Below are 22,393 nucleotides of genomic sequence, written 5' to 3'. Positions count from 1 at the left end.
TTGTCAAGAAAGACATATTATGGTGCTATTGCAGTAATAGGAGTTGTTTCTTTGTTTATTTTTGATACTGCCGCAAGGAATCGTTCGGGTTATTCTAACAACTATACTAACAGATACTGGCAACCAAACATCATCACAACCGCGGCGTTAGATACCGTTAAAAAGGATACGCTGAAGTTTCCGATCAAAGACCGTTACGGTACCAGTATTACAGATCCTGTCAAGAATCAGATAGACTTAAAAGATCCTGCAGGTTTATCCCGTACTGTTGATTATGATCCCGTCACTAAGCAATATACAGTAACAGAAAAGATTGGCGACCACTACTACCGCAATCCGACCTATCTCAGCTTTGATGAATTTTATAAACTCCAGTCGGCTAAAAGTGAAGAGGACTATTGGAAGAAAAGAGCCAGCACCCTCGGATCTCTGAACCAGAAAGGGGACGGACCCGAATTGTATAGAGGCAGCAAGCTGTTTGACAGGATATTCGGTGGTAATAAGGTGGATATCAAGCCCCAGGGTAGCCTTGAACTCACCTTTGGTTATGAAGGCCAGAACATTAAAAACCCCGTGCTCACAGAACAGGCCCGTAAAACGGGAGGTTTCGCTTTTGATATGAATATCAATATGAACCTGACCGGTAAGATAGGGGACAAACTAAAACTGATCACCAACTTCAATACTCAGTCTACATTTGACTTTGAAAACCAGATCAAACTGGAATATACCGGCTACGACGATGAGATCATCAAGAAGATCGAAGCCGGTAACGTAAGTTTCCCCCTGCGCAGTTCGCTGATATCCGGAGTACAGTCCCTGTTTGGTATCAAAACCCAGCTGCAGTTCGGTCGTCTTACGGTTACCTCCGTACTGTCCAACCAGAAATCACAGAAACAGAACCTGCTGATCAAAGGCGGTACCCAGGTACAGGACTTCACCCTGAAGGCAGATGAATACGAAGACAACCGACACTTCCTGCTCGGCCAGTTCTTCCGCGATACATTCAACAACGCTGTGGCCAACCTGCCCATCATCCAGTCGCTGGCATATGTGAACAGGATAGAGGTATGGGTAACCAACAAAACAGGGGCCACCACCAATGCAAGAGATATCGTCGGTTTGATGGACCTTGGTGAATACGACCCGTTCAACGACACTTATCAGATACAAAACAGTTCCAGGCTTACCGACAACAGGGCCAATACCCTCTACTCCACGATCATTTCAGATCCGGCAAGCCGTTATACCGGAACGGTGGTCAGCCGCTTACGGGCACTGAACATCGAACCGGTCCAGCAATACGAAAAGACTTTCGCCCGAAAACTGGACTCCACGGAATATACCCTCAACAGGCAGTTAGGCTTCATCTCGCTCAATCAGCAATTGCAGGCGGATGAAGTTTTGGCCGTTGCATACCAGTACACTTATAATGGCCGTGTGTATACAGTGGGTGAATTCTCCCAGGACATTCCGCCAGATCAGAATAACAGCGCCAACCAGCGTATCCTGTTCCTGAAATTGCTGAAAGCTACTTCCGCACGTCCGAATCTGCCCATCTGGGACCTGATGATGAAAAACATCTATTCCACAGGCGCCTACCAGATCAACAGGGCTGACTTCAGACTGGATGTTTACTATAAAGACCCGGGTACCGACAGCCGTGCACCGAGCGACAAACGTTACCTGCCGGATGCCCAGGGTGTCTGGGAGGGGGCTCCGCTCATCACCATCCTCAACCTGGACAGGCTGAACAACCAGAATGACCCGCAGCCCGACGGTGTGTTTGACTACGTAGAAGGGTATACCATCAATTCCCAGACGGGACGTATTATGTTCCCGCAACTGGAACCCTTCTCCCAGGGTATAAGAAAAGCCTTCGGTGGTAATGCCGCCCTGGAACGACAGTACCTGTATAAGGTGCTGTACGACTCCATTAAAGTGGTGGCGCAGCAGTTCCCACAGTTGAACCGCTATGTCCTGAAAGGATCCTATAAGTCCGCCAACTCATCCGAGATCCAGTTGGGCGGCTATAATATCCCGCCCGGCTCCGTAACGGTAACTGCCGGCGGACAGCAACTGCGTGAGAATGTAGACTTCATTATCGACTATAACCTGGGCCGTATCAAGATCATCAACGCAGGTATCCTGAACTCGGGGGTGGCCATCAATGTGCAGTTTGAGAACAATGCCGCCTTTGGCACCCAGGTGAGGAACTACTTCGGTACCCGCTTCGACTATGTGGTCAACGACAACCTGACACTGGGATCTACCATTGCCAGAATGAGTGAACGTCCTTATTACCAGAAAGTGAACTATGGCGAAGACCCTATCAAGAATACCGTGGTAGGCTTTGACGTGAACTATAACTCCGAGTGGAAAGGGTTGACCCGCTTCCTGAACAAACTGCCTAATTACCAGAGCAATACGCCTTCCAATATCATGTTCACCGGCGAGGTGGCCAAGTTGTTCCCCGGTCACAGCAAACTGGTAAACGCTGCAGGTACCGGTCAGGGACAGGTGTTTATCGACGATTTCGAAGGCTCGCAGAGTGGCTATGACCTGAAGTTCCCGGCTACTGCCTGGGCACTTGCGTCTACACCAAAAGATGCAGTTGACAGCGCCAACAACCTGCTGTTCCCCAATGCAGATAAACCGAATGATCTTGCCTACGGTCATGACAGGGCCAGACTGGCTTGGTATATTATTGAGCCTACCCTGCAGATCCCTAAATCGCCTGCATTACCCGACGGTATCAGCACTGACGATCAATCTGACCCGCGTGTCCGCCTGGTATATCAGAAAGAGGTATTTGCCAACCGTTCCACCGACTTTGGTCAGAGCCAGTTAAGTACACTTGACCTGGCTTATTATCCGAAGGAAAGAGGTCCGTATAACTTTATTACCAGTAGAGATAGTGTTGACGCTGATGGTCACCTGACACACCCTGAAAAGGCATGGGGCGGTATCATGCGTGCCATCGACAACAGTGACTTCCAGACACAGAACGTCGAGTTTATCGAATTCTGGATCCAGGATCCCTTTATTAAAAATCCGAACAGCACCGGCGGTCAGTTGTATTTCAACCTCGGTAACGTATCGGAAGACATCCTGAAAGATTCCCGTAAGTTCTTCGAGAACGGATTGCCTAACCCGACCACGGAGCTGAATAAAACAGATTCCTCTGTCTGGGGCCGCATTCCGAAATTCCAGCAGCAGATCACCCAGGCATTTGACAATGATCCGGAGATCCGCCGTTACCAGGATGTGGGTTATGATGGTTTGCAGACGGGTGACGAGGGGGCCTACCGTAAGTCCTATCTCGATGAACTGCAGAGAAACTTTGGTCCGAATTCCAATATTTACAGGCAGGCATTGGGAGACCCATCCAATGATAACTACCGGCACTACAGGGATTATACCAATACTTCGATCCTGGAACGCTATAAATTATTCAGCAATCCGGAAGGCAACTCGCCGGTGTCGCAAAATACCACCTACTCCTCCGCAGCTACCAATATTCCTGAATCGGAAGACCTGAACAGGGATAACACGCTGAATGAAACAGAGGAATACTTCCAGTATCGTGTAAACCTCCGTCCGAATATGGCGGTTGGTACCAACTATATCGTGGACAAGATACCGGCAGAAGTAACACTGGCAAACGGTACTAAGACAATTGAAAACTGGTACCAGTTCAAGGTGCCGATCAGTAGTTTTGGCGCCAAAATCGGCAGCATACCCGACTTCAAATCCATCCGTTTCATGCGTATGTTCCTGACAGGATTCAAGGATACAGTGGTGGTACGTTTCGCTAAACTGCAACTGGTGCGTAACCAATGGCGTCAGTACGACTATAAACTCCAACCGGGCGATCCTGTTCCGAACGACGAAACAACTACTTTCAATACTTCTGCTGTAAATATCGAAGAAAACTCCTCCCGCAAGCCTATCCCATATACGCTGCCTCCGGGAGTTGTGCGTCAGAACACTGTGAGCACCAATAGTACTGTATTGCAGCTGAACGAACAGGCCATGTCCATCCAGGTGTGCAAACTGGAGGACGGAGATACCCGCGGCGTGTCAAAGAACCTGAACATGGACCTGCGCCAGTACAAGCATATCCAGATGTACCTGCATGCTGAAGCATCTGAAGATCCTAACGGTCTGAAAGACGGCGACCTGCGTGCCATCATCCGTATGGGTAGCGACTTTGTGGAAAACTACTACGAATACCAGATACCACTGAAGGTTACAAACTGGGGAGGCTCTCATACTGCTTACGACATCTGGCCGGAGATCAACGATATGGATCTCCTGATGAGCAAACTGACCCAGTTGAAACAGAAGCGTAACCAGTGTGATACCTGCTCTCCTTTAAGACCTTATGTCGAGCAGGATGAAAAAGGCAACTACCTGAGCGTAATGGGTAATCCGAACCTGGGTGATGTAAGAAGTATCATGTTAGGTGTGAACAACCCTAAAGATGATGGTCTGCCTAAATGCGGTGAGGTATGGTTCAACGAATTACGCCTTTCCGGTCTGGATGAAAAAGGCGGTTATGCCGGTATGGGCCGCGTAGATATGCAATTGGCAGATCTGGGTACTATCAGCGTGTCTGGTAACATGCACACTGCTGGTTTTGGTAACCTTGACCAGCGTGTGAACGAACGTTTCCGTGACAACTACCTGCAGTACGATGCAGCCGCCAACCTGGATCTGGGTAAACTGCTGCCGAAAAAGGCCAGTCTCTCCATTCCGGTTTATGCCGGTTATTCCAGGGCTGTCAGCAGGCCGGAATATGATCCGTACGACCTTGACATCAAACTGAAGGATAAGTTAAGAATGGCACGCAGTGATTACGAACGTGATTCCATCCGTAAAGCTGCAGAAGACTTCACTGCTATCAAGAGTCTCAACTTCACTAACGTGCGCCGCATGAACCTGAACAGGAAGCGGAACCGCCTCTGGGATATTGAGAACTTTGATATCAGCTATTCTTATACACAAACCACCAGTCATAACCCGATCATTGAAAGTGATGAACTGACGAAACACCGTGGCGGCCTGGGATATACTTTCACCGGTCAAAGCAAGTTTATTACACCGTTCAAGAAATTGATCAAGGCGAAAACACCATGGCTGGACCTGATCCGCGACTTTAACTTTAACTATATACCATCGCTCATCAGCTTCCGGGTAGATATCAGCCGCCAGTTCGGCGCTACCCGTATCCGTAACGTTGGTGGAGATGGTACTTATAAACTACCGGAGACTTATAACAAGTACTTCACCTTCGACAGGTATTATGGCCTGAAATGGGATCTGTCGAAGAGCCTCAGTATTGACTTCAATGCGGTGAACAACGCCCGTATTGACGAGCCAAAGGGGCGCCTGGACACCAAGGAGAAGAAAGACAGCTTATGGAACAATTTCTTCAAACTGGGCCGGACCACCAATTACTACCATACGGCCAACATTACTTATACACTGCCTACCACCAAGATACCTTTACTGAGCTGGACGAGCATAGCCGTGGGGTATTCGACAGACTACCGCTGGACCGGCGCTTCCCTGCTGGCAAAGTATCTGGGTAATGCAATTGAGAACTCCAATCAGAAAACACTGCTGGCTGAATTCAAGTTCTCAGACCTGTATAGCCGATCGCCTTTCCTCCGCGCTATCACCGGTACGCAACAGAAGAAGAAGCCGCAACCGAACAATAATAACAGACCAGGTACGGCAGGCAATCAGCAGAATAAAAAACAACCGTCCAAGCAGGATGTTACACCGGAAATATCGCCTATCCTGAAAGCGGTGATGAAACCTCTGCTGTCACTGAAACGTATCAATATAGACTATTCAGAAAACGGCGGTACCCGCTTACCGGGTTATATAGACAGTACCAAAGTACTGGGTATGAACTGGGCCAGCTGGGCGCCGGGTGTGCCATTTGTGTTCGGTAAACAACCCGATAAGGCATGGCTGGACGACTTTGCGAAGAAAGGCCTTATCACACCTGATACGACCTTCAACATCCAGTTCCAGCAACAATTCACACAACGCTGGCAGATACAGGCACAACTGGAACCAGCAAACGACCTCCGGATCGATCTCAGTATGACCAAGTCATTTACCAAGACTCATACGGAGTTGTTTAAGAACCTGTCTGATTCCGGTTTCCAGCACCTGAGCCCTTATGATGCAGGTGGCTTTGAGATCACTTATATGGCTATCAAAACCATGTTTGGCGGTATTGATGCAGAATCAGGTACCACCCAGACCTTCAAGGATTTTGAGCGTTACCGTCAGACGATTTCCAACCGCCTGGGCGCGCTCAACCCTTACAACAACGATCCCGGTGTGCCTGTCAACAATCCGAAAGACCCGACTTACCGTTATGGTTATGGCCGTTATGCACAGGATGTACTGGTGCCGGCATTCCTGGCCGCGTATACCGGCAAGGATCCTGAGAAGATCGGTCTGCTGAAGAACGCCGGTTTATCCAATGTGCGCAGCAATCCTTTCAGTAATTATATACCGCGTCCAAACTGGCGTGTAGCGTATAATGGATTGACCAAACTGGAACCGTTCAAGAACATCTTTACCAACGTGTCGCTCACACATGCATATGTGGGTACCCTGAGCATGAGCTCTTACAACTCTGCGTTGTTGTATGAAGACCCTCGCCTGGCAGGTTATCCGGGATTTGTGGACACGGTATCCGGCAACTATATTCCATACTTCCTGATACCAAACATCACGATGACCGAACAGTTCGCGCCATTGCTGGGTATAGATGTGACCTTCACCAACAGCCTCAACCTGCGTATGGAGTTCAAGAAGAGCCGTTCACTGAGTCTCAGTCTGATCGACTACCAGCTGACAGAGCTCCGTTCTACTGAGCTAACCCTCGGAGGCAGCTACCGTTTGCGCAACGTGACCTTCGCATTCCTGGGGCAGCCTAAAGACGGCAAGAAGGTGCAGAACGACATGAACTTCAGGCTGGATATGAGCTTCCGTGACGATAAGACGGTAAACAACAGGCTGGATGCAGACCTGGTGATCCCGACCAGCGGACAGAAAGTGATTGGTATATCGCCGTCCATCGACTATGTGTTGAACAACCGTCTGAACCTGCGCTTCTTCTACGACCGCAGGCAAACCATACCGGTTATTTCCACCGCTTATCCGATCACCAATACCAGAGGCGGATTGACATTGCGGTTTATGCTGGCACAATAACAGCACTTTCAATATCATTTTTCACAGAGGGGTGTCTCAAACAGAGGCGCCCCTCTCTGTTTTTTATACCCCTTGCGAAAGCCGGTTGATGGCTGTGCTGATGCAATATTAGGGAGATTATCTTCGTCATTTGGGACAATGTCCACCAACTGCAAAAGCATGTGCATGAAACGCAAAAACGTGGGTACGAAACGCCGAAATGTGGGTTCCTGAAACAGCAGAAAATGACCACTTATACGTTGTGAAATATTTGTATGTTTCTGTATTTGGTTCCGTTTTGGTACCGCTTTTCATCTGGAATTGTGTTCAGGGACGCCCTTTACGTCCGTGATTGATTGAATTTTGCATGTTTTACACTTTTTAAGTGTAAACCTATTTCAGGATCGTACAGATACCGCTTTGATACCGCTCATCCTACGTTGATCCTACGTTCATGAACGTAGGATCAACGTAGGATGAGCGGTATCAAAGCGGTATCAAAGCGAGGAAAAAGCGGCAAAAACATCCCCGGTTCCACAAGACATAAAAGCATATCCGGGTGCTCTGTATTAGATATTTGCAGGATGTATCCAGCACATGACCAGGATGTAACCAGCATATGACCAGGATTAACTTCCGATAATCTTCCGATCAAATCGGAGGATTATCGGAAGTTAATGCTAGTCATATGCAACTTTGAACTAACTCACATGGGACGATGCTAACCTATATCTCCGCGAACATGACATAAATCATTTGAAATTGGGTAAGCCTTGACCTATTTTTGCAGCAAATGAGGTATTTCTTCGTCATATCGGTATTCCTGGGGCTGCTGTTGCAAAACTTCAGCCAGGTAGTGATTATGGTGAAGTATAAGATCGATCAGGCATACATTGCACGTGTATTGTGCGAAAACAGGGACAAGCCCGACATGCATTGTAACGGTAAGTGTTATCTCAGAAAGAAGCTGCGGCAGGATGAACAGCAGCAGCAGAATGGTACTACAGGCAAGGAAAAGTACGAAGTCTCTTTCGTAGATGCGCTGCAGGAATTTGATTTTTCCCCGATTGCCCCTTCCTCAAAACTCATCGTTTATTATCAGGATCCTGAACTGCATACTCCTTTATTCTCTTTCTTTCACCCACCCCAGGTGTAAAGGTCAGCAATACAATTACAGCACATTTATTGTGATGCATTTATGAGCGATGACGCAGCATACCGCTGTAGTCTGTCTCATTGATCAGTCATTCCATCTATTTACTTATTGACCACTATTGCCCGTGATGGCAATTGTACCGGCAGTGATGTACATCACCTGTCATGCCGTTGCACGCCCTATTGCGGCAGTTGAACTTATCGAACCAATGAAATATTTATTACTGATAATAACAGGAGTATTGTTTTTTGTACAGTCACGTGCGCAGATGCAGGGCCGCGTGATTGACGCGCAGACAGGAGAAGTATTGCCAGGTGTAAGCGTCCAGTTGTTACACGCAGACAAAGGCTGCCAGACAGATGCCGCAGGACGTTTTACGCTACAGGGCAATAAAGAGAACGATTCCATCAAAGTATCCTTCATAGGATATAAGTCACAAAAGATGGCAGTAAACACACAACAGCCCTTTATTGTTTCACTGATGCCCGACATCGCCAGCCTGAATGAAATAATAGTGACCACCAGCAGGGACAAACAATCCCGTACAGATGCACCGGTTGCTATCAGCACCATTTCCACACAAGAGATGAGGGACACCAAAGCAAGCTCCCTGGAGCAGCTGTTGAACAAGGTGAGCGGTGTATACATGGTAGACCTGGGTAATGAACAGCATACCATGGCTATCCGGCAACCTATCGGTTATAAGAGCCTCTTTCTTTATCTGGAAGACGGCATTCCCATTCGTACTATCGGCGACTTTAACCACAATGCACTGATCGAGATCAATATGGCGGCATTGCGCAATATTGAAGTAGTGAGAGGGCCTGCCTCTTCCTTATATGGAAGTGAAGCAGTAGGAGGGGCCGTGAATTTTATCACCGCAGCACCATCACTGAAACCTACTGCCAGGATACAGGCAGAGATCAGTGACCGGGGATATAAACGTACTGATTTCAGTGCATCCGGTACATTTAATAAAGTTGGTATCACCTTCGGTGGTTATTATGCGGATCAGCGGAATGGTTATATGGATCACAGCGATTTTCACAAACTGGCTTTTACATTGCGGGCAGATTATCAGATCAATGAACGCACGAAATGGATCAACGCTGCTACACTGACCGACTATTATACCGACCAGGTAGGAGGATTGGACAGCGCTCATTTTTATGGAAAAGATTACCGCAATTTTCAGACATTCTCTTATCGTAAGGTGAATGCATTCCGCTACAGGAGCACCTTAGAACATACCTGGAGTGCAACAGACAGAACTACGGTAACTGCATTCTTCCGTAATAACAGCATAGGACAGAATCCATTTTATGCCATTAAAAACAACTTACAAAATCCACTGAAAGCTGCAGGAGAGATCAACGATGACAGCTTTAACAGTTATGGATTGATCATACAACATAAGAAGCAATTCCCCTGGCAGCACGCATCTTTAATTGCAGGTGTGAGCGCTGATTATAGTCCTGCAGCTTATTACTCAGAGTTTATAGATATTACCCGCGATGCTGCAGGTTACTATACAGGTTATACAAAGAAAGATTCTTTGCTGACAGACTACAATGTGGGTTTGCTGAATACAGCTGCCTATGCGCAGTTTGACATGGAATTGCTACGCGGCGTAAAACTCGTTGCAGCTATCCGTTACGACAGGATGGATTATGATTTTGACAATCACCTTACACCTTCTGCTTTCACAGGTGCGCCCGATGAACGTAACAACTTCAATGCGCTTACACCAAAAGTCGGATTGACATACGACTTCGGAAAAAACCGCGGCATGTATGCCAACTATAGTGTGGGCTTTGCTCCGCCTAATATCTCAGAACTGTACAGAGGCGTGAAAGTACCGGTGCTGGAACCTGCTACTTATCGCAACTATGAAGCTGGCGGCTGGTTTGGTTTTGCGAATGATAAGGGATATGTGGATATAGGTGTATACAATATGCAGGGCAGAAATGAGATCATCAGTGTGAAACTGGATGATAACTCTTACGAGAACCGTAACACAGGCCGTACTATGCACCGGGGTATAGAATGGAATGTGCGTTATACACCCATACGTTCATTGTGGATCCGTTGCAGCGGACAATATGCAGAACACTTTTTCAATGAGTATGTGGAAAAAGGTGTGAGTTATGATGATAACCAGATGAGTGGTGCACCTAAAGTGATCACCAATACAGAGATCACCTGGAAACCCGCTTTCCTGAACGGTTTCCGGCTGGGAGGAGAGTGGCAGCATGTAAGCCGTTATTATATGGATCCGCAGAACACACGCTACTATGGAGGTTATGATCTGCTGAATTTCCGTACCGGATACAACTGGAAGCAGTTTGAATGCTGGCTGAACTGTCGCAATGCTGCGGATGTGATCTATGCTACTACTGCAGAAAAAACGGCTTACAGCACTTCTTACAGACCAGGGCCGAAACGTACTTTCAACATAGGTGTTGCTTATACATTTAATGGTAAAAACTAATTGCGATGGGAATCAGACAATGGATGATATTACTGGCTATATGCACGGTTGCATGTAACAACAGGAAGGAGAAAATACAGGTACTGTCACATGCGGCGCAGGACGCCTCGTGTCCTTACCTGACCACTACTACAGATGGTAAAACGGTGATCAGCTGGGTGGAAGCGCCACCGGGGGCAGATACAGGCACTTTGTATTATGCAGTGTCTGCAGACGGAGGCAATACATTTTCTGTACCGCAACGCGTACCTACAGCTAATGGCATATTGCCGCACGCAGAGAATATGCCTAAGATGGTATTCAAGCCGGATGGAGAGATCATCGCTATCTATGGCGTAGAGCAGAACGATGCGCGTAATAAATATGCGGGAAGAGTATTTTATACGCGTTCCCTGAACGGCGGGAAAAGCTGGTTACCAGCACAGGCATTGGTAACAGATACCGGTAGTTATGATCAGCGGTATTTTGATATTGCGTTACTGCCTGATGGGGAAGCAGCCGCTATCTGGCTGGATAACAGGAAGGACATTGATGCGGAAGGTTCTTCTCTCTATTTTGCTGTTACTGCCGGCCATGGAGGTTTTAAACAGGAAAGACCATTGGCAGAAACAGTTTGTCAATGTTGCAGAACAGATCTTTATACGGATGGAGATGGTGGTATTCATATCGCTTTCAGGGATATTATCAATGATTCTATCCGTGACATGGTGCATATGGTGTCCACTGACAGAGGCGCCTCTTTTTCGACCATGAACAGGATCAGTGCCGATAACTGGGTAGTGAGAGGTTGTCCGCATACCGGGCCGGCCATGGTGAAGAACAAAGAAGGCATGCATTTTACCTGGTTCACGATGGGCGGAGGAGAAGGTGTCTATTATTGCCAGTCTGCAGATAACGGACAGACCTACACTCATAAACAGAAAGTCAGTTCTTTCCCCCTGGCCAAACATCCGCAGATCACAGCATTGGCTGACAATAAGATCATGCTGGTGTGGGATGAACCGGTAAAGGTGAAAAATACCTTTAACAGCCGCGTAGGTTTCCAGGTAAGGGATGGAGCAGGGAAGGTGCTGGATACGGGCGTATTGACGCCCGATTCTGTTTATGCGTGCTATCCGGTGATAAAGGGATTGGATGATCATACTGTGCTGGTGGCGTATACGCAGCGGGAAGGGGAGTTGCAGCAGGTAAGGTGTAAGGTGTTGAATGAGTAGGAATCAAATAAAAAGGGGCTGGCCTAAAAGTGTTTTTTACTTTTCGGCCAGCCCCTTTCATGTGCCACAACCGGAACAATTTATTCAATGAGAGCTAAATGAATCCGTTGTGTGAGAGGTAGGTAAATGCCGATTAATATCCTCTGTTAATGTGTTTTATTTGTTGATTTTTAATAATTTATATGGTGGCTTCGAAGCTAAAAAAAAATCATTAAAACAACGTTAACGTTGTTTTTTATTCCTACCTTTGTAACGATTAGTTTTATTAAATCCTTAAAAGAGATACTAATGTCACGCCACCAAAACTTAAAAAGAATTAGACATGTACATGCTAGACAGCTCTATGCAGCCAGTCAGAACGGTAGAGGATGCAACTGCTCTTTTGAAGGACATCAAAAAGATCATCGCTACCAACAGGATCTGGTTTAATAATCGCTCAACGAAAAACATGCAGAGTTTAGCTGATCTAGGGATCACAGTAGCAATGCAAATAGAAATTATTAAAGATCTGGCTCCAACAGATTATTATTGTGGGCCTGAGCCTGACGAAAAATATCCAGATCGAGTTGTAGCCGTGTTTGGCTATGATTTCAGAGGAACGGAGTTATATATAAAATTTTCGATTGGATTGGATGGTACAGCAGTTGTTTGTCTATCATTCCATGAATCGGAGTATCCTATGCAATATCCATTTAACTAATTATTTATGAAAAGTCCATATACAGGAAAAGAAATGGCACGGTGTTCACGCGCCGAGATAATAGATTTCCGTAAGGAATCTTTCTCCATTCTTTATCACTTTTATTGGGACCAGGAAAGTGGAGAAGAGTTAACTGACGAGGAGCTGGAAAACTTAAATTTAAACCAGGTATATAATCAATATCGCGAAAAGTATAATCTTCCTTTTCCTGACCAGATAAAGGAAATAAGGGATAAGTACGGGTTAACTCAGACTAAAATGGCTGAAGTATTAGGGTTTGGTATCAATATGTACAGACAATACGAAAATGGCGAAATACCTAACATATCAAATGCTAGACTAATTCAGCTGGCAGAAGATCCGGCAGAATTTAGGAAACTTGTCAATACCTCTATCAACGTTCTGGATGATAAAACACTGCTGGAGGTAAATACAACAATTGACAGGTTATTAAATGAACAGAGTGATTTTCATTATAATGGTCTGCCTCAATACCTGATGTCGGGAGACCATACTGATAAAGTAAGTGTTTATACCGGATATAGAAAGCCAAGTTTAAGGCGTCTTACAGAAATGATAGTATTCTTTGCTTCTGAAGTTAAGCCCTGGAAAACCCAATTGAATAAGCTTCTTTTTTATTCTGATTTTTATCATTATAAGAAAACCGCCTACAGTATCAGTGGGGCGGAGTACTATGCGATTCCAATGGGACCTGTTCCAAACAACTTCAATAGTATCTTTGAGTACGTGGCACAGAATGAGGATGTGACTATATGTTATCACGAATTTCAAGAAGGAAGATATGGAGAAGAATTCTTGCCAAGAGAAGGAAGAAATTTTCAACCCCGTCTATTTTCTAAAGAAGAACTGGAAACGTTGAAGGCAGTTAAGTTGGCGTTGGGTAAGAAGCAAACTAAAGAGATCATTGAAATAAGTCATGAAGAACTTGCATGGAAAGAGAATATAGGTGCTAAAGCTAAGATTAGTTATAAGTATGCTTTTGATTTAAAATATATGTGAAAAAGCCAAGGTAGATATGATGAATCCTTTGGTAATAGTAACCGTGATGACTATACTTTAGCGAATGACAAAGCTATGAAACATGGGGAGGCCTTAATAAATCGCGAATAACGACCACATAAAAAAATCCCGCCGGCTTACACCGGCGGGATTAGATTCATTTCTCAGTAACTAAAAGCTCCGGCCCAATCCTGGCGAGTTGCCCAGCGACCGTAGTTATTCCTTTTAGATCTGTCGGAGTAGAAGCGCCATTCTGCTTTCCACCTGGGATAGTAAAGGCGCAACAAATACAGTGTTGCAAATGTAAGCATAGGGATATGGTTTTTTAGGATAGATAGTCGGCATCATCAAAACGTTAAATAGTTAGTTAGGTCACCTCCGCGTGGAGGTATAAAGCAGCTCCCCTCAATTGCTTACATCACACATAGCCCCTCATATACGTTAATTGTTTCAAATATAAGTACAAAATGTAGCATTCGAAATAACATCTAAGTGTTATATGAGTAATTTTTATTCTTTATCGAAATAGTAGGCATTGGCCTGTTGTACGCAGGTCATTACCAGATCGTTGATGCATACATGTGGGGGCAGGGTAGCGCAATAATAGATGGTATCTGCCACATCCTCACCTGTGAGCGGCTGGAAGCCTTTGTAGATGCTATCGGCCTTCTCCTTATCACCCTTAAAACGCACTTCTGAAAACTCGGTAGCTGCTGCACCGGGATGTACCGCAGTTACTTTGATACGATAGGGAAGCAGGTCAATACGCATACCTTGCGAGATAGAATCCACAGCAGCTTTTGTAGCGCAGTATACATGTCCTTTGGCATACACCTGTTTGGCGGCAGTAGAGCCCAGGTTAATGACATGTCCTTTTCTCTGTGCCTTCAGCCAGGGGATCACCACTCTGGACACATAAAGCAATCCTTTTACATTGGTATCGATCATGGTGTCCCAGTCAGACACATCGCCATCTTCAATGCTGCTCATGCCAAGCGCCAGGCCGGCGTTATTGACAAGGATGCTGACAGCTTTCCAATTGTCAGGTATATTGCCCAATACGGTATTCACTGCCTGCTGATCTCTTACGTCAAAACAAAGGGGAAGTACGGCAATCTTATGTTCCTGTTGCAGCTGTTCCTGTAGTGCTGTTAGTCTTTCCTGTCTTCTGCCGGTGATAATTAAATCATAACCATTCGCTGCGAACTTCTTTGCGCACGCCTCACCGAAGCCAGAGGTAGCTCCGGTAATTAAAACTATTGCCATAATCCGATTTTATTTCACCAAAGTTACAGTGCCTTTCTTTAAAATACTTTTACCGGTTAAATCTTTTCCGGCCAGTATCCAGATGTAGGTGTCCACTGGTGCAGGCATGCCTTTGATAGTACCGTCCCAGCCTTTGCGGAAGTCGGTGGAAGAGTAAATTTCCTGTCCCCAGCGATTGAAGATGCGGAAGTATTCGTATTCCGTGATGCCCACCGGTATAAAGCGGAAGCGATCGTTCTGTCCGTCGCCATTGGGACTGAAGGCAGTGGGGACATATATTTCCGGACCGAAGTAATACTTTACATTGATGGAATCATACCCGAAACATCCCTGTGAATTGGTGACCTTCAGCAGATAGGTGATATCCTCATTGCCGCTGGCGACCGGGTTCGCAATGTTGATGTTGTTCAAACCGTTCGGGGGCGACCAGGCATAGAAATCGCCGCCGGTAGCATTCAGTTGCAGGGGCTGCCCTTTGGCAAGGATGGTATCGTTGCCGGCAAAAGGATTGACCTCGTAAACGATCACCTCCTTGGAAACCGTAGCACTGCACGACCGGTCAGTAAGCAGGGAAAGTGTGACGGTATAGTTGCCGCCATCGTGGTAGATGTAATTGAGTTGAGTGCTGACAGCACTGGTAGGCTGTGCCGCGTCGGGTATACCAATGTCCCAGCGCCTGCTGGTAATTTTGCCATAGGTATACGTAGAAACATCATTGAAGCGGATCGGTTCTCCGCGACAAAGACCTTCCACGGTAAAATCAGCGTTTAAGCCTGGATAATTGTGTACAAAGCCTGTTGTACTGTCTGTACATGAAAGGCCCCGGTTTACGACCAGTTTAAGCTCGTAAATGCCGGTATCGGGGTACAGGTGACTGAAGACAGTTTTGTCGAAAGTGATAGTATCTGTGCCATCTCCAAAATCCCAGTAATAACTGGAGGTGAAACCTGCATTGCTATAGTTAGGGATGGTCACACTCAGTTCCGGGCTGGCTACACAATTCATCAGCACAGAAGGAAAGCCTGCCTGGATATTGGTCTTACAATTAAAGACTGTCAGCAACAGGTCTTTATGGTGGGTGCCCAGCAATACCTTGGTGTGCCGGTCGTATTCGCTTACACAAACAGAGATCACGAACTTGCCTTCACGGTTGGGCGTACCTCTGAGCATGCCCTGATTATCGATGGATATCTGTGGCGAGCCGCCCATGGGATTGGCGCCCGAATAAGGCGTTACGTAGTTGACGGTAGAATTGTAGGGCGGCGGATTGGCAGCTACGCCCTCACTGCGCGTAGAGCCGCCGGTAAGCGCACTACAGAGGGTGTAGGTAAGGCTGTCCCCATCAGGATCGAAGGCGGAATAGTCAAAGGTAAAAGGTAGACTGTTACAGATGACGATCGCACCGTCGTGTTTAAAATGTACGCTGCTATTGGTAGGTCGTTTTTCAGATCCCGGAATGGTGGCATAAAAGGTAGACCCTTCATGTTCTGAATCATAAATGTTGGTCAGCTTTTCCCCGCGGCAGCAGCGCTGATACGTGACGTAATATCCTCCATAGCTGGGCGGCAGTTCCACCGTGTCGCGGTAATAGGCTACCTCCAGGTTCTGCGTACGGGGAGCAAGGCAGGGATTTTTAAGTGTATCGCGCAGCGATTTCGTTTCGCTGATATAAAGCTGCCTTGCGTTCATGACGCGAATACCGCTGGCGTTATATATATTGACAGGAACTGGATTCTCAAAATGATCGAGACATCCCTGGATGGGACCACAGGTGAAATCAGCATCCCGGTATAATTTAAGGACGATCTCGTACTTCAACAATCCTTCCGCTCCGGGGCCGAGGTACGCATAGTAAATTTCGCCGCCAATTATATGGTAAGCATCTGCTCTAACGTGGACAAAGGTGCAGCAAATAGCCAGAATAAGGAATCTGTACATCAAAAGGGGCGCGTGACTGTAAAATGACTTTCGTATAGGAATTTACAAAAAAATCCACCGTTAATAAAATCATTTTTTCCAGTATACACGCGGCTTTCGAAGTACCTGTACAGTAGTTCGTTACAGTTGATAGTATGTCATTAAATGAAGTAATTTCTATCTGACAAGTGTTACTGTACCTTTTCTTATTACTGTTTCGTTGTTTATATTTTTGCCTTGCACCACCCAAACGTAGGTGCCTACTGCTGCCGGCGATCCGTTGAAATAACCGTTCCATCCCTGCAAATACTTGCTGGTACTATACATAAGCTTCCCCCAGCGGTCAAACACGCGGAAGAAGTCCATCTGTACCATACCTACGGGCAGTGGACGGAAAATATCGTTTTGCCCGTCGCCGTTAGGTGAGAATCCGGTGGGCACGTAGATGTCGGGACCGGCCATAAAACGGATCTTGATATCGTCCCTGCCGGAGCAACCCTCTTCCGTATAGACGGTGACGGTATAGGTAATATCACGATTGATGGTAGTGATCGGATTGTAGACATTTGGATTATCCAGGCCATCTACAGGTGTCCATACATAAGTAACGCCACCGGAAGCATTCAGCTGGAAAGGTTGGTTCAGTATGGCAATGGTATCGTTGCCGGCAAAAGCTGGCACCGGAGGTATTACATTGACCAGTACGGTGTCGGAAATGGGTTTCGGACAACCCAATACGTCGGTCACAGTAACGACATATGCAGTGGAGTCTGTTGGACGGGCAAGGGTAGTAGCACTCTGCGGAGAAGTCAGTGTGGTGGTAGGCGTCCACTGATAGTTCGAGCCTCCCGATGCCCTCAGTGTCAATTGTTCGCCATAACAGATGGTAGTATCTTCACCGGCATAAGCTACTGGCGGGTCTACTACTTTCAACGTCACTCTGTCTTCATCAAAGCAATCGCCCAGGTCTCCCCGTACCCTGTATGTTGCAGAAGGGCCAGGAGGAACAAGGGGTACAACAGTACCGGTACCTACCACAGTATTAGTGGAATCGAACCAGGTAAGCGGATAATTGCCGTCGGCGATCGCGCGGATGTTCACTTCATCACCTGTACATACAACACTGTCAGCCATCGCTGTCACCACCAGTTCGGTTCTCACGTCAATGGCAACCCGTTTGCTGTTGACACAACCTGTTCCGTCCGTAAAGGTGACAGTATAGGCCGTATCAAGCCTTGGAAATATTGTTGGATCGGCTGTATTCGCGTTATTGATATTATATGAAGGCGCCCATGTATATGTTCCATTTACCACATTCCCGTCCACAACGCTTTCCGCATGCAGCTGAATGGAGTTGAGGTAACAAAGTAGCGTATCTGGCGTAGTGGCCAGCGGCGGTTTGTCATATATAACAAGATCTGAGGTATCAAAACGTTCACATCCCCGTTCTGTTTTCATCTGCAGTACCACCTGGTAATTGCCCGGCCCGGGGTATTGGAAGCGCGGACTTTTCTCCAATGAGGTGTCGGCGTCGGAACCTGCTACGCCAAAGTCCCAACGGTAATAATTGATATTGTCGGTAGCACTGGAGGTGGTGGAAGTGTTGGTGAAAGTAGTGGTAGTATTGCTACAAAGTCCGGCGAAGTTGACATTAGGCCGCAACAGCGGATATACATAGGCCATCGCTGTTGCAGTGTCGCCACAGTTACTGCTTTTGTCCACCCACAATTTAACTTTATAAGTACCTTCCCGGGCGTAGGTATGCTGTATCGGGTCACTGCTCGTCGTATGCAGCGTATCCCCATCTCCAAATTCCCAAAAATAGGGTTTCCCTTCTGTACTGTTGTTAATAAAGGTAATCGTGTAGCCAGAGCAATCGTTATACTTGTCCGGCATAGAGGCGACGACCGCCTTTACACAGGTGGTCACATGCACATGGAAGTCTTTTCGATGAATGCCCAGCAGTACGCCGTTCCGGTATTCGTAGGCGCAGACCGTCAGTACATATTTTCCGGGACCGGGTGCAATACCGGAAATAATGCCGGTGTTCGGATCTATGGTAGCTCCGGCCCCCAGCGGACTGCCGCCCGAGTAGGGGCTTTTATAAGGAACCGTTCCGTAAGGCGGGGCAACGGCTGGAGGTGGTAAACTGCCCTGAGGAGTGGTTTGTCCGCCACCATAAGCATCACAGAAGGAATATACGAGCTGGTCGCTGTCGCTATCGGTTGCAGAAAAGTCGTAAGTGAATTGTTTATTGGCACATACCAGTACTGCCTCATCTTTCTTAAAAGTGGGGCTGGAGTTGGTCAGCTGACCATCTTCACCTGGTAGTTCCGTGAAATAGGTAGCGCCGTTTCCGGGCCTGTTTTGTTCGTTGTTCGGGTCTCTTGTGTCGATGAGATTTTCAATGGTATTATCGCGGCAGCAGCTCTGGAACGAGACGGTATATCCCATTGGGCTGACAGGAACGGTGATATTCTGCACATATGTACCTATCTGGAAACAGATATCAGGGCGATTGACGATGCAGGGATCTACCTGTCCCAGCTGCCTTACTTCTTTACTGGCGCGCGGTACTTCTATTGGGGTGCCGTATGCGCCATTGTCTACCTTACTGAAAAGAGAAAAGTAAACAGCCTCCGGTAATTCTGCTATATTATCCCCCCTCTCACAAATACGGAATAGCTTCAATGTTACCTGGTAGGTCAGGTTGTTGCCATTGCGGCTGATGTATTTATACGACATTTCTCCTCCGATGATGTGGGAGGCTTGTGTAGCGTATCCAAGGGTAAGAATAATTAGCAGTATAAGGGTTCTTTTCACGTTCAATATTGTTGGCAAAAAAGAATAAACTGTTCCAATAGTTGTGTGCTGGCTTCCGGCACTTCCCACATTCCCATATGTCCGGTGTCTTCAAATATATAGATACTGCTGATGCGGGGCAGGGATACCTGCGGCAGCACATTCTGCATGGGTACGGCATTATCGTCTTTGCCTATCACAAACAAAACAGGTACGGAGATAGATGATAGCACTGCTGTACGGTCAGGGCGTTGCATCATTGCTTCGTAATAAGCTACCTGGGATGACTGCGGGCATTGCAAACACATTTGAATATACGACTCTATTTGTTCAGGATGTTGTTTTTTATAGGCGGGACTGAACATATTAGGCATTGTCTGTTTCACAAAAGCCTCATTGCCATATTGCTCAATCATATTGATAGATTTCCGCCGGGCTTCTTTTTTTTCTTCGTTGTCCGGCGCGGCGGTAGAATGGAACAACCCCAGTCCCTGTACGAGGGCGGGATATTTTTCTGCCAGCGCCAGGGCTACGTAGCCGCCCATGGAATGACCTATCACTACTGCTTTGGAGATGCCTTCCGCTTTTAAAAGATCCTGCACATATTCAGCCATGCTTTCCATGCTCAGCGTGTCTGTTGCCGGCGTATTGCCTGTACCGGGAAGGTCAGGCGCTATTACATAGAATTGTTCGCTCAAGGCTGCCAGTTGTTGCTGCCATATCTGGTTGTTCTCGGAGAAACCATGTATCAGCAGCACTGCTGGTTTATTCTTTAGATCGCTATTTTGGGTCGAAGGTTTAGTGGACACGTGAAATAATTTTTTAATCAGGAATTGGGTACTGAAAATCTGAACTTCAGATAGAAACTATACAATATCATTATTATACAGAACGCAACAGCTGCTTTGGATATAAGATCCCCAAACCTCACGTAGAACGTAAATGTATCGCCCGGTGTTACATTTCCGACAATAACTCCTTCTTTCCAGTATGGTAATGGCTGCTGCATCCTGCCCATCGGGTCTATGATACAGGAAATACCAGTGTTGGCGCTGCGGGCTACCCAGCGCCGGGTTTCGATAGCTCTCAGGCGGGCGTATTGTGCATGCTGGCGATGGCCTTCTGTATTGCCCCACCAGCCGTCGTTGGTAATAACAAACAGCAGGTTGGCGCCTCTTCTTACATGTTCTGCCACAAACTCACCGTACACAGATTCATAGCAAATAGTGGGCAATACTTTAATGTGTGTGCGATTATTTTCCAGCAGTTCAACGCCTGGAGTATGTCCATATCCTCCTGTGATGCCACCCAGATCCAGGGCCAGTTCTTTCATAAAGGCGAGATAACGCACATAGGGTATGATTTCCACGCCGGGCACCAGTTTGGATTTATGATAGATCTGTACGCCGTAGGAGGTATCCAGCTGGATAGCCGAATTGAATGCGTCATACCTGAGCGTCCCGTCTTCCGTACTGCGGGCCATTTTAGGCGTTTCGTCAATCACATCATAGCGTTTCAGGGTGGTTGCGCCACTCACCAGCGTTGCCTTGGGGTAACGTCTCAGGAACTGCCTGATCTGCTCCGTTTCGTCCTCATAGGTCAGTTTATTTTCCCACACGCCATGTGTAAATAACGCAGTTTCCGGCCATATAATATATGCCGTGGTATTATCGGTTTTCTGCGCAGATAAAGCCAGTAGTTTATCCAGCTGCATCCGCTCATTCTCTTCAGCAAATTTGTCGTAAGGGTCAATATTAGGCTGTACGATCACCACCCGGGCAGTAGGGCCTTTAGGCGCTTCGAAACTATACTGTACCAGCGAACTGAGTAGAAACGGGATCACAATAGCGACGGCAGGTTGCCAGCCTGTTTTCCACAGAAAAGTACCCAGCGGTACAGGGTACTGCCTGCGCTGCAGCCAGGTGTGATAGATGAGGATATTACAAAGCAGCACCCACAGCGTACCACCGCTTACGCCGGTATATTCATACCACTGCACCCATCCCGGATGCATGGCAAACACATTACCCAGGCTGAGCCAGGGCCAGCTGAATTCCCAGTTGAGGTGGATGTATTCAAACGTCAACCAATATACTATCAGTGCAAAATAACCGGCTGTTTGCCCTACCCGTGCTTTTGTGCGATGATATCCCAACAGGGGGATGCTCATCAGCAGCGTATTGATCAGGTTAGCAGCCACGCCGCTGAGGGGTACGGTGGTATTGCCCACCCACCAGGTGGTGGCCACATTCCAGAGGAACAGCGTCAGGAAGATACAGCCGAAGTACTTAGCGCGGTGTGTTACAAGGTCTGTTATCCGCAGCAGCGGAATAAACGCAATAAATATCAGCAAGGTAAGGGGAGAGGTTGGCCATGCGGCCCATAACAGCAATGCACCGGCAAGGCTTAGTAGTATGGGTAACCAGCGGTTCATAGTCAATTGATTTTGTAAACGGTTATCTACGGCATGCAGATAACCGTAATATGATTTCTCTGTTCGCCCGGCTTACCGGACGAGAAAGAGCGAATATAAAAGTAGTATAGGAAATAAATTATTAAATAATAATAAAAAAGCCTCCTGGCTCTATGCAGGAGGCTTTTAT

At 47.0% G+C, this 22,393-nt stretch carries 11 protein-coding genes; 6 read left to right on the top strand and 5 right to left on the bottom strand.

Features of this window, described 5'->3' with window-relative positions; all coding sequences use genetic code 11:
- The 6 genes from sprA (at position 1) to L3C95_RS13605 (ending at position 13,805) form a co-directional block, all read left to right on the top strand.
- On the top strand, positions 1 to 7,245 hold the full coding sequence (sprA, locus tag L3C95_RS13630; RefSeq protein WP_236388436.1) for a cell surface protein SprA: 7,245 nt from the start codon (positions 1 to 3) through the stop codon (positions 7,243 to 7,245).
- 772 nt (positions 7,246 to 8,017) lie between these two features.
- Entirely contained in the window at positions 8,018 to 8,380 is a 363-nt protein-coding gene (locus L3C95_RS13625) for a hypothetical protein (RefSeq protein ID WP_236388435.1), read from the top strand.
- Positions 8,381 to 8,588: 208 nt separating this feature from the next.
- Positions 8,589 to 10,871: a TonB-dependent receptor gene (locus L3C95_RS13620; protein WP_236388434.1), complete on the top strand. Its 2,283-nt coding sequence runs from the start codon at positions 8,589 to 8,591 to the stop codon at positions 10,869 to 10,871.
- 5 nt (positions 10,872 to 10,876) lie between these two features.
- A complete protein-coding gene (locus L3C95_RS13615; protein ID WP_236388432.1) occupies positions 10,877 to 12,085 on the top strand; it encodes a sialidase family protein in 1,209 nt (402 codons plus the stop codon).
- A 322-nt stretch (positions 12,086 to 12,407) separates the two neighbouring features.
- Positions 12,408 to 12,785 carry a type II toxin-antitoxin system MqsR family toxin gene (locus tag L3C95_RS13610; protein ID WP_236388430.1) on the top strand — a complete coding sequence of 126 codons (378 nt, stop codon included), beginning with the start codon at positions 12,408 to 12,410 and terminating at the stop codon, positions 12,783 to 12,785.
- A 6-nt stretch (positions 12,786 to 12,791) separates the two neighbouring features.
- The gene (locus tag L3C95_RS13605) at positions 12,792 to 13,805 is read left to right on the top strand and encodes a type II toxin-antitoxin system antitoxin SocA domain-containing protein (protein ID WP_236388429.1); all 1,014 of its coding nucleotides are present in this window, start codon (positions 12,792 to 12,794) and stop codon (positions 13,803 to 13,805) included.
- A gap of 510 nt (positions 13,806 to 14,315) precedes the next feature.
- Here L3C95_RS13605 and L3C95_RS13600 read toward each other — a convergent pair.
- The 5 genes from L3C95_RS13600 to lnt form a co-directional block, all read right to left on the bottom strand.
- Positions 14,316 to 15,071: an SDR family NAD(P)-dependent oxidoreductase gene (locus L3C95_RS13600; RefSeq protein ID WP_236388427.1), complete on the bottom strand. Its 756-nt coding sequence runs from the start codon at positions 15,069 to 15,071 to the stop codon at positions 14,316 to 14,318.
- A 9-nt stretch (positions 15,072 to 15,080) separates the two neighbouring features.
- A complete protein-coding gene (locus L3C95_RS13595; RefSeq protein ID WP_236388425.1) occupies positions 15,081 to 17,009 on the bottom strand; it encodes a gliding motility-associated C-terminal domain-containing protein in 1,929 nt (642 codons plus the stop codon).
- Positions 17,010 to 17,165: 156 nt separating this feature from the next.
- Positions 17,166 to 19,811, bottom strand: a complete 2,646-nt coding sequence (locus L3C95_RS35110; RefSeq protein ID WP_236388424.1) for a PKD domain-containing protein — start codon at positions 19,809 to 19,811, stop codon at positions 17,166 to 17,168.
- 2 nt (positions 19,812 to 19,813) lie between these two features.
- Positions 19,814 to 20,599 carry an alpha/beta fold hydrolase gene (locus tag L3C95_RS13585; protein ID WP_236388422.1) on the bottom strand — a complete coding sequence of 262 codons (786 nt, stop codon included), beginning with the start codon at positions 20,597 to 20,599 and terminating at the stop codon, positions 19,814 to 19,816.
- Between the two features lie 17 nt (positions 20,600 to 20,616).
- Positions 20,617 to 22,224, bottom strand: coding sequence for an apolipoprotein N-acyltransferase (gene lnt, locus L3C95_RS13580; RefSeq protein WP_236388421.1), 1,608 nt, complete (start codon positions 22,222 to 22,224; stop codon positions 20,617 to 20,619).
- Positions 22,225 to 22,393 lie beyond the last annotated feature (169 nt).

The sequence above is a fragment of the Chitinophaga filiformis genome, from assembly GCF_021646545.1.
Classification (GTDB): Bacteria; Bacteroidota; Bacteroidia; order Chitinophagales; family Chitinophagaceae; genus Chitinophaga; species Chitinophaga filiformis_A.
Note: the sequence above shows the minus strand (reverse complement) of the source record. Positions and strands in the feature narration are given on the sequence as shown.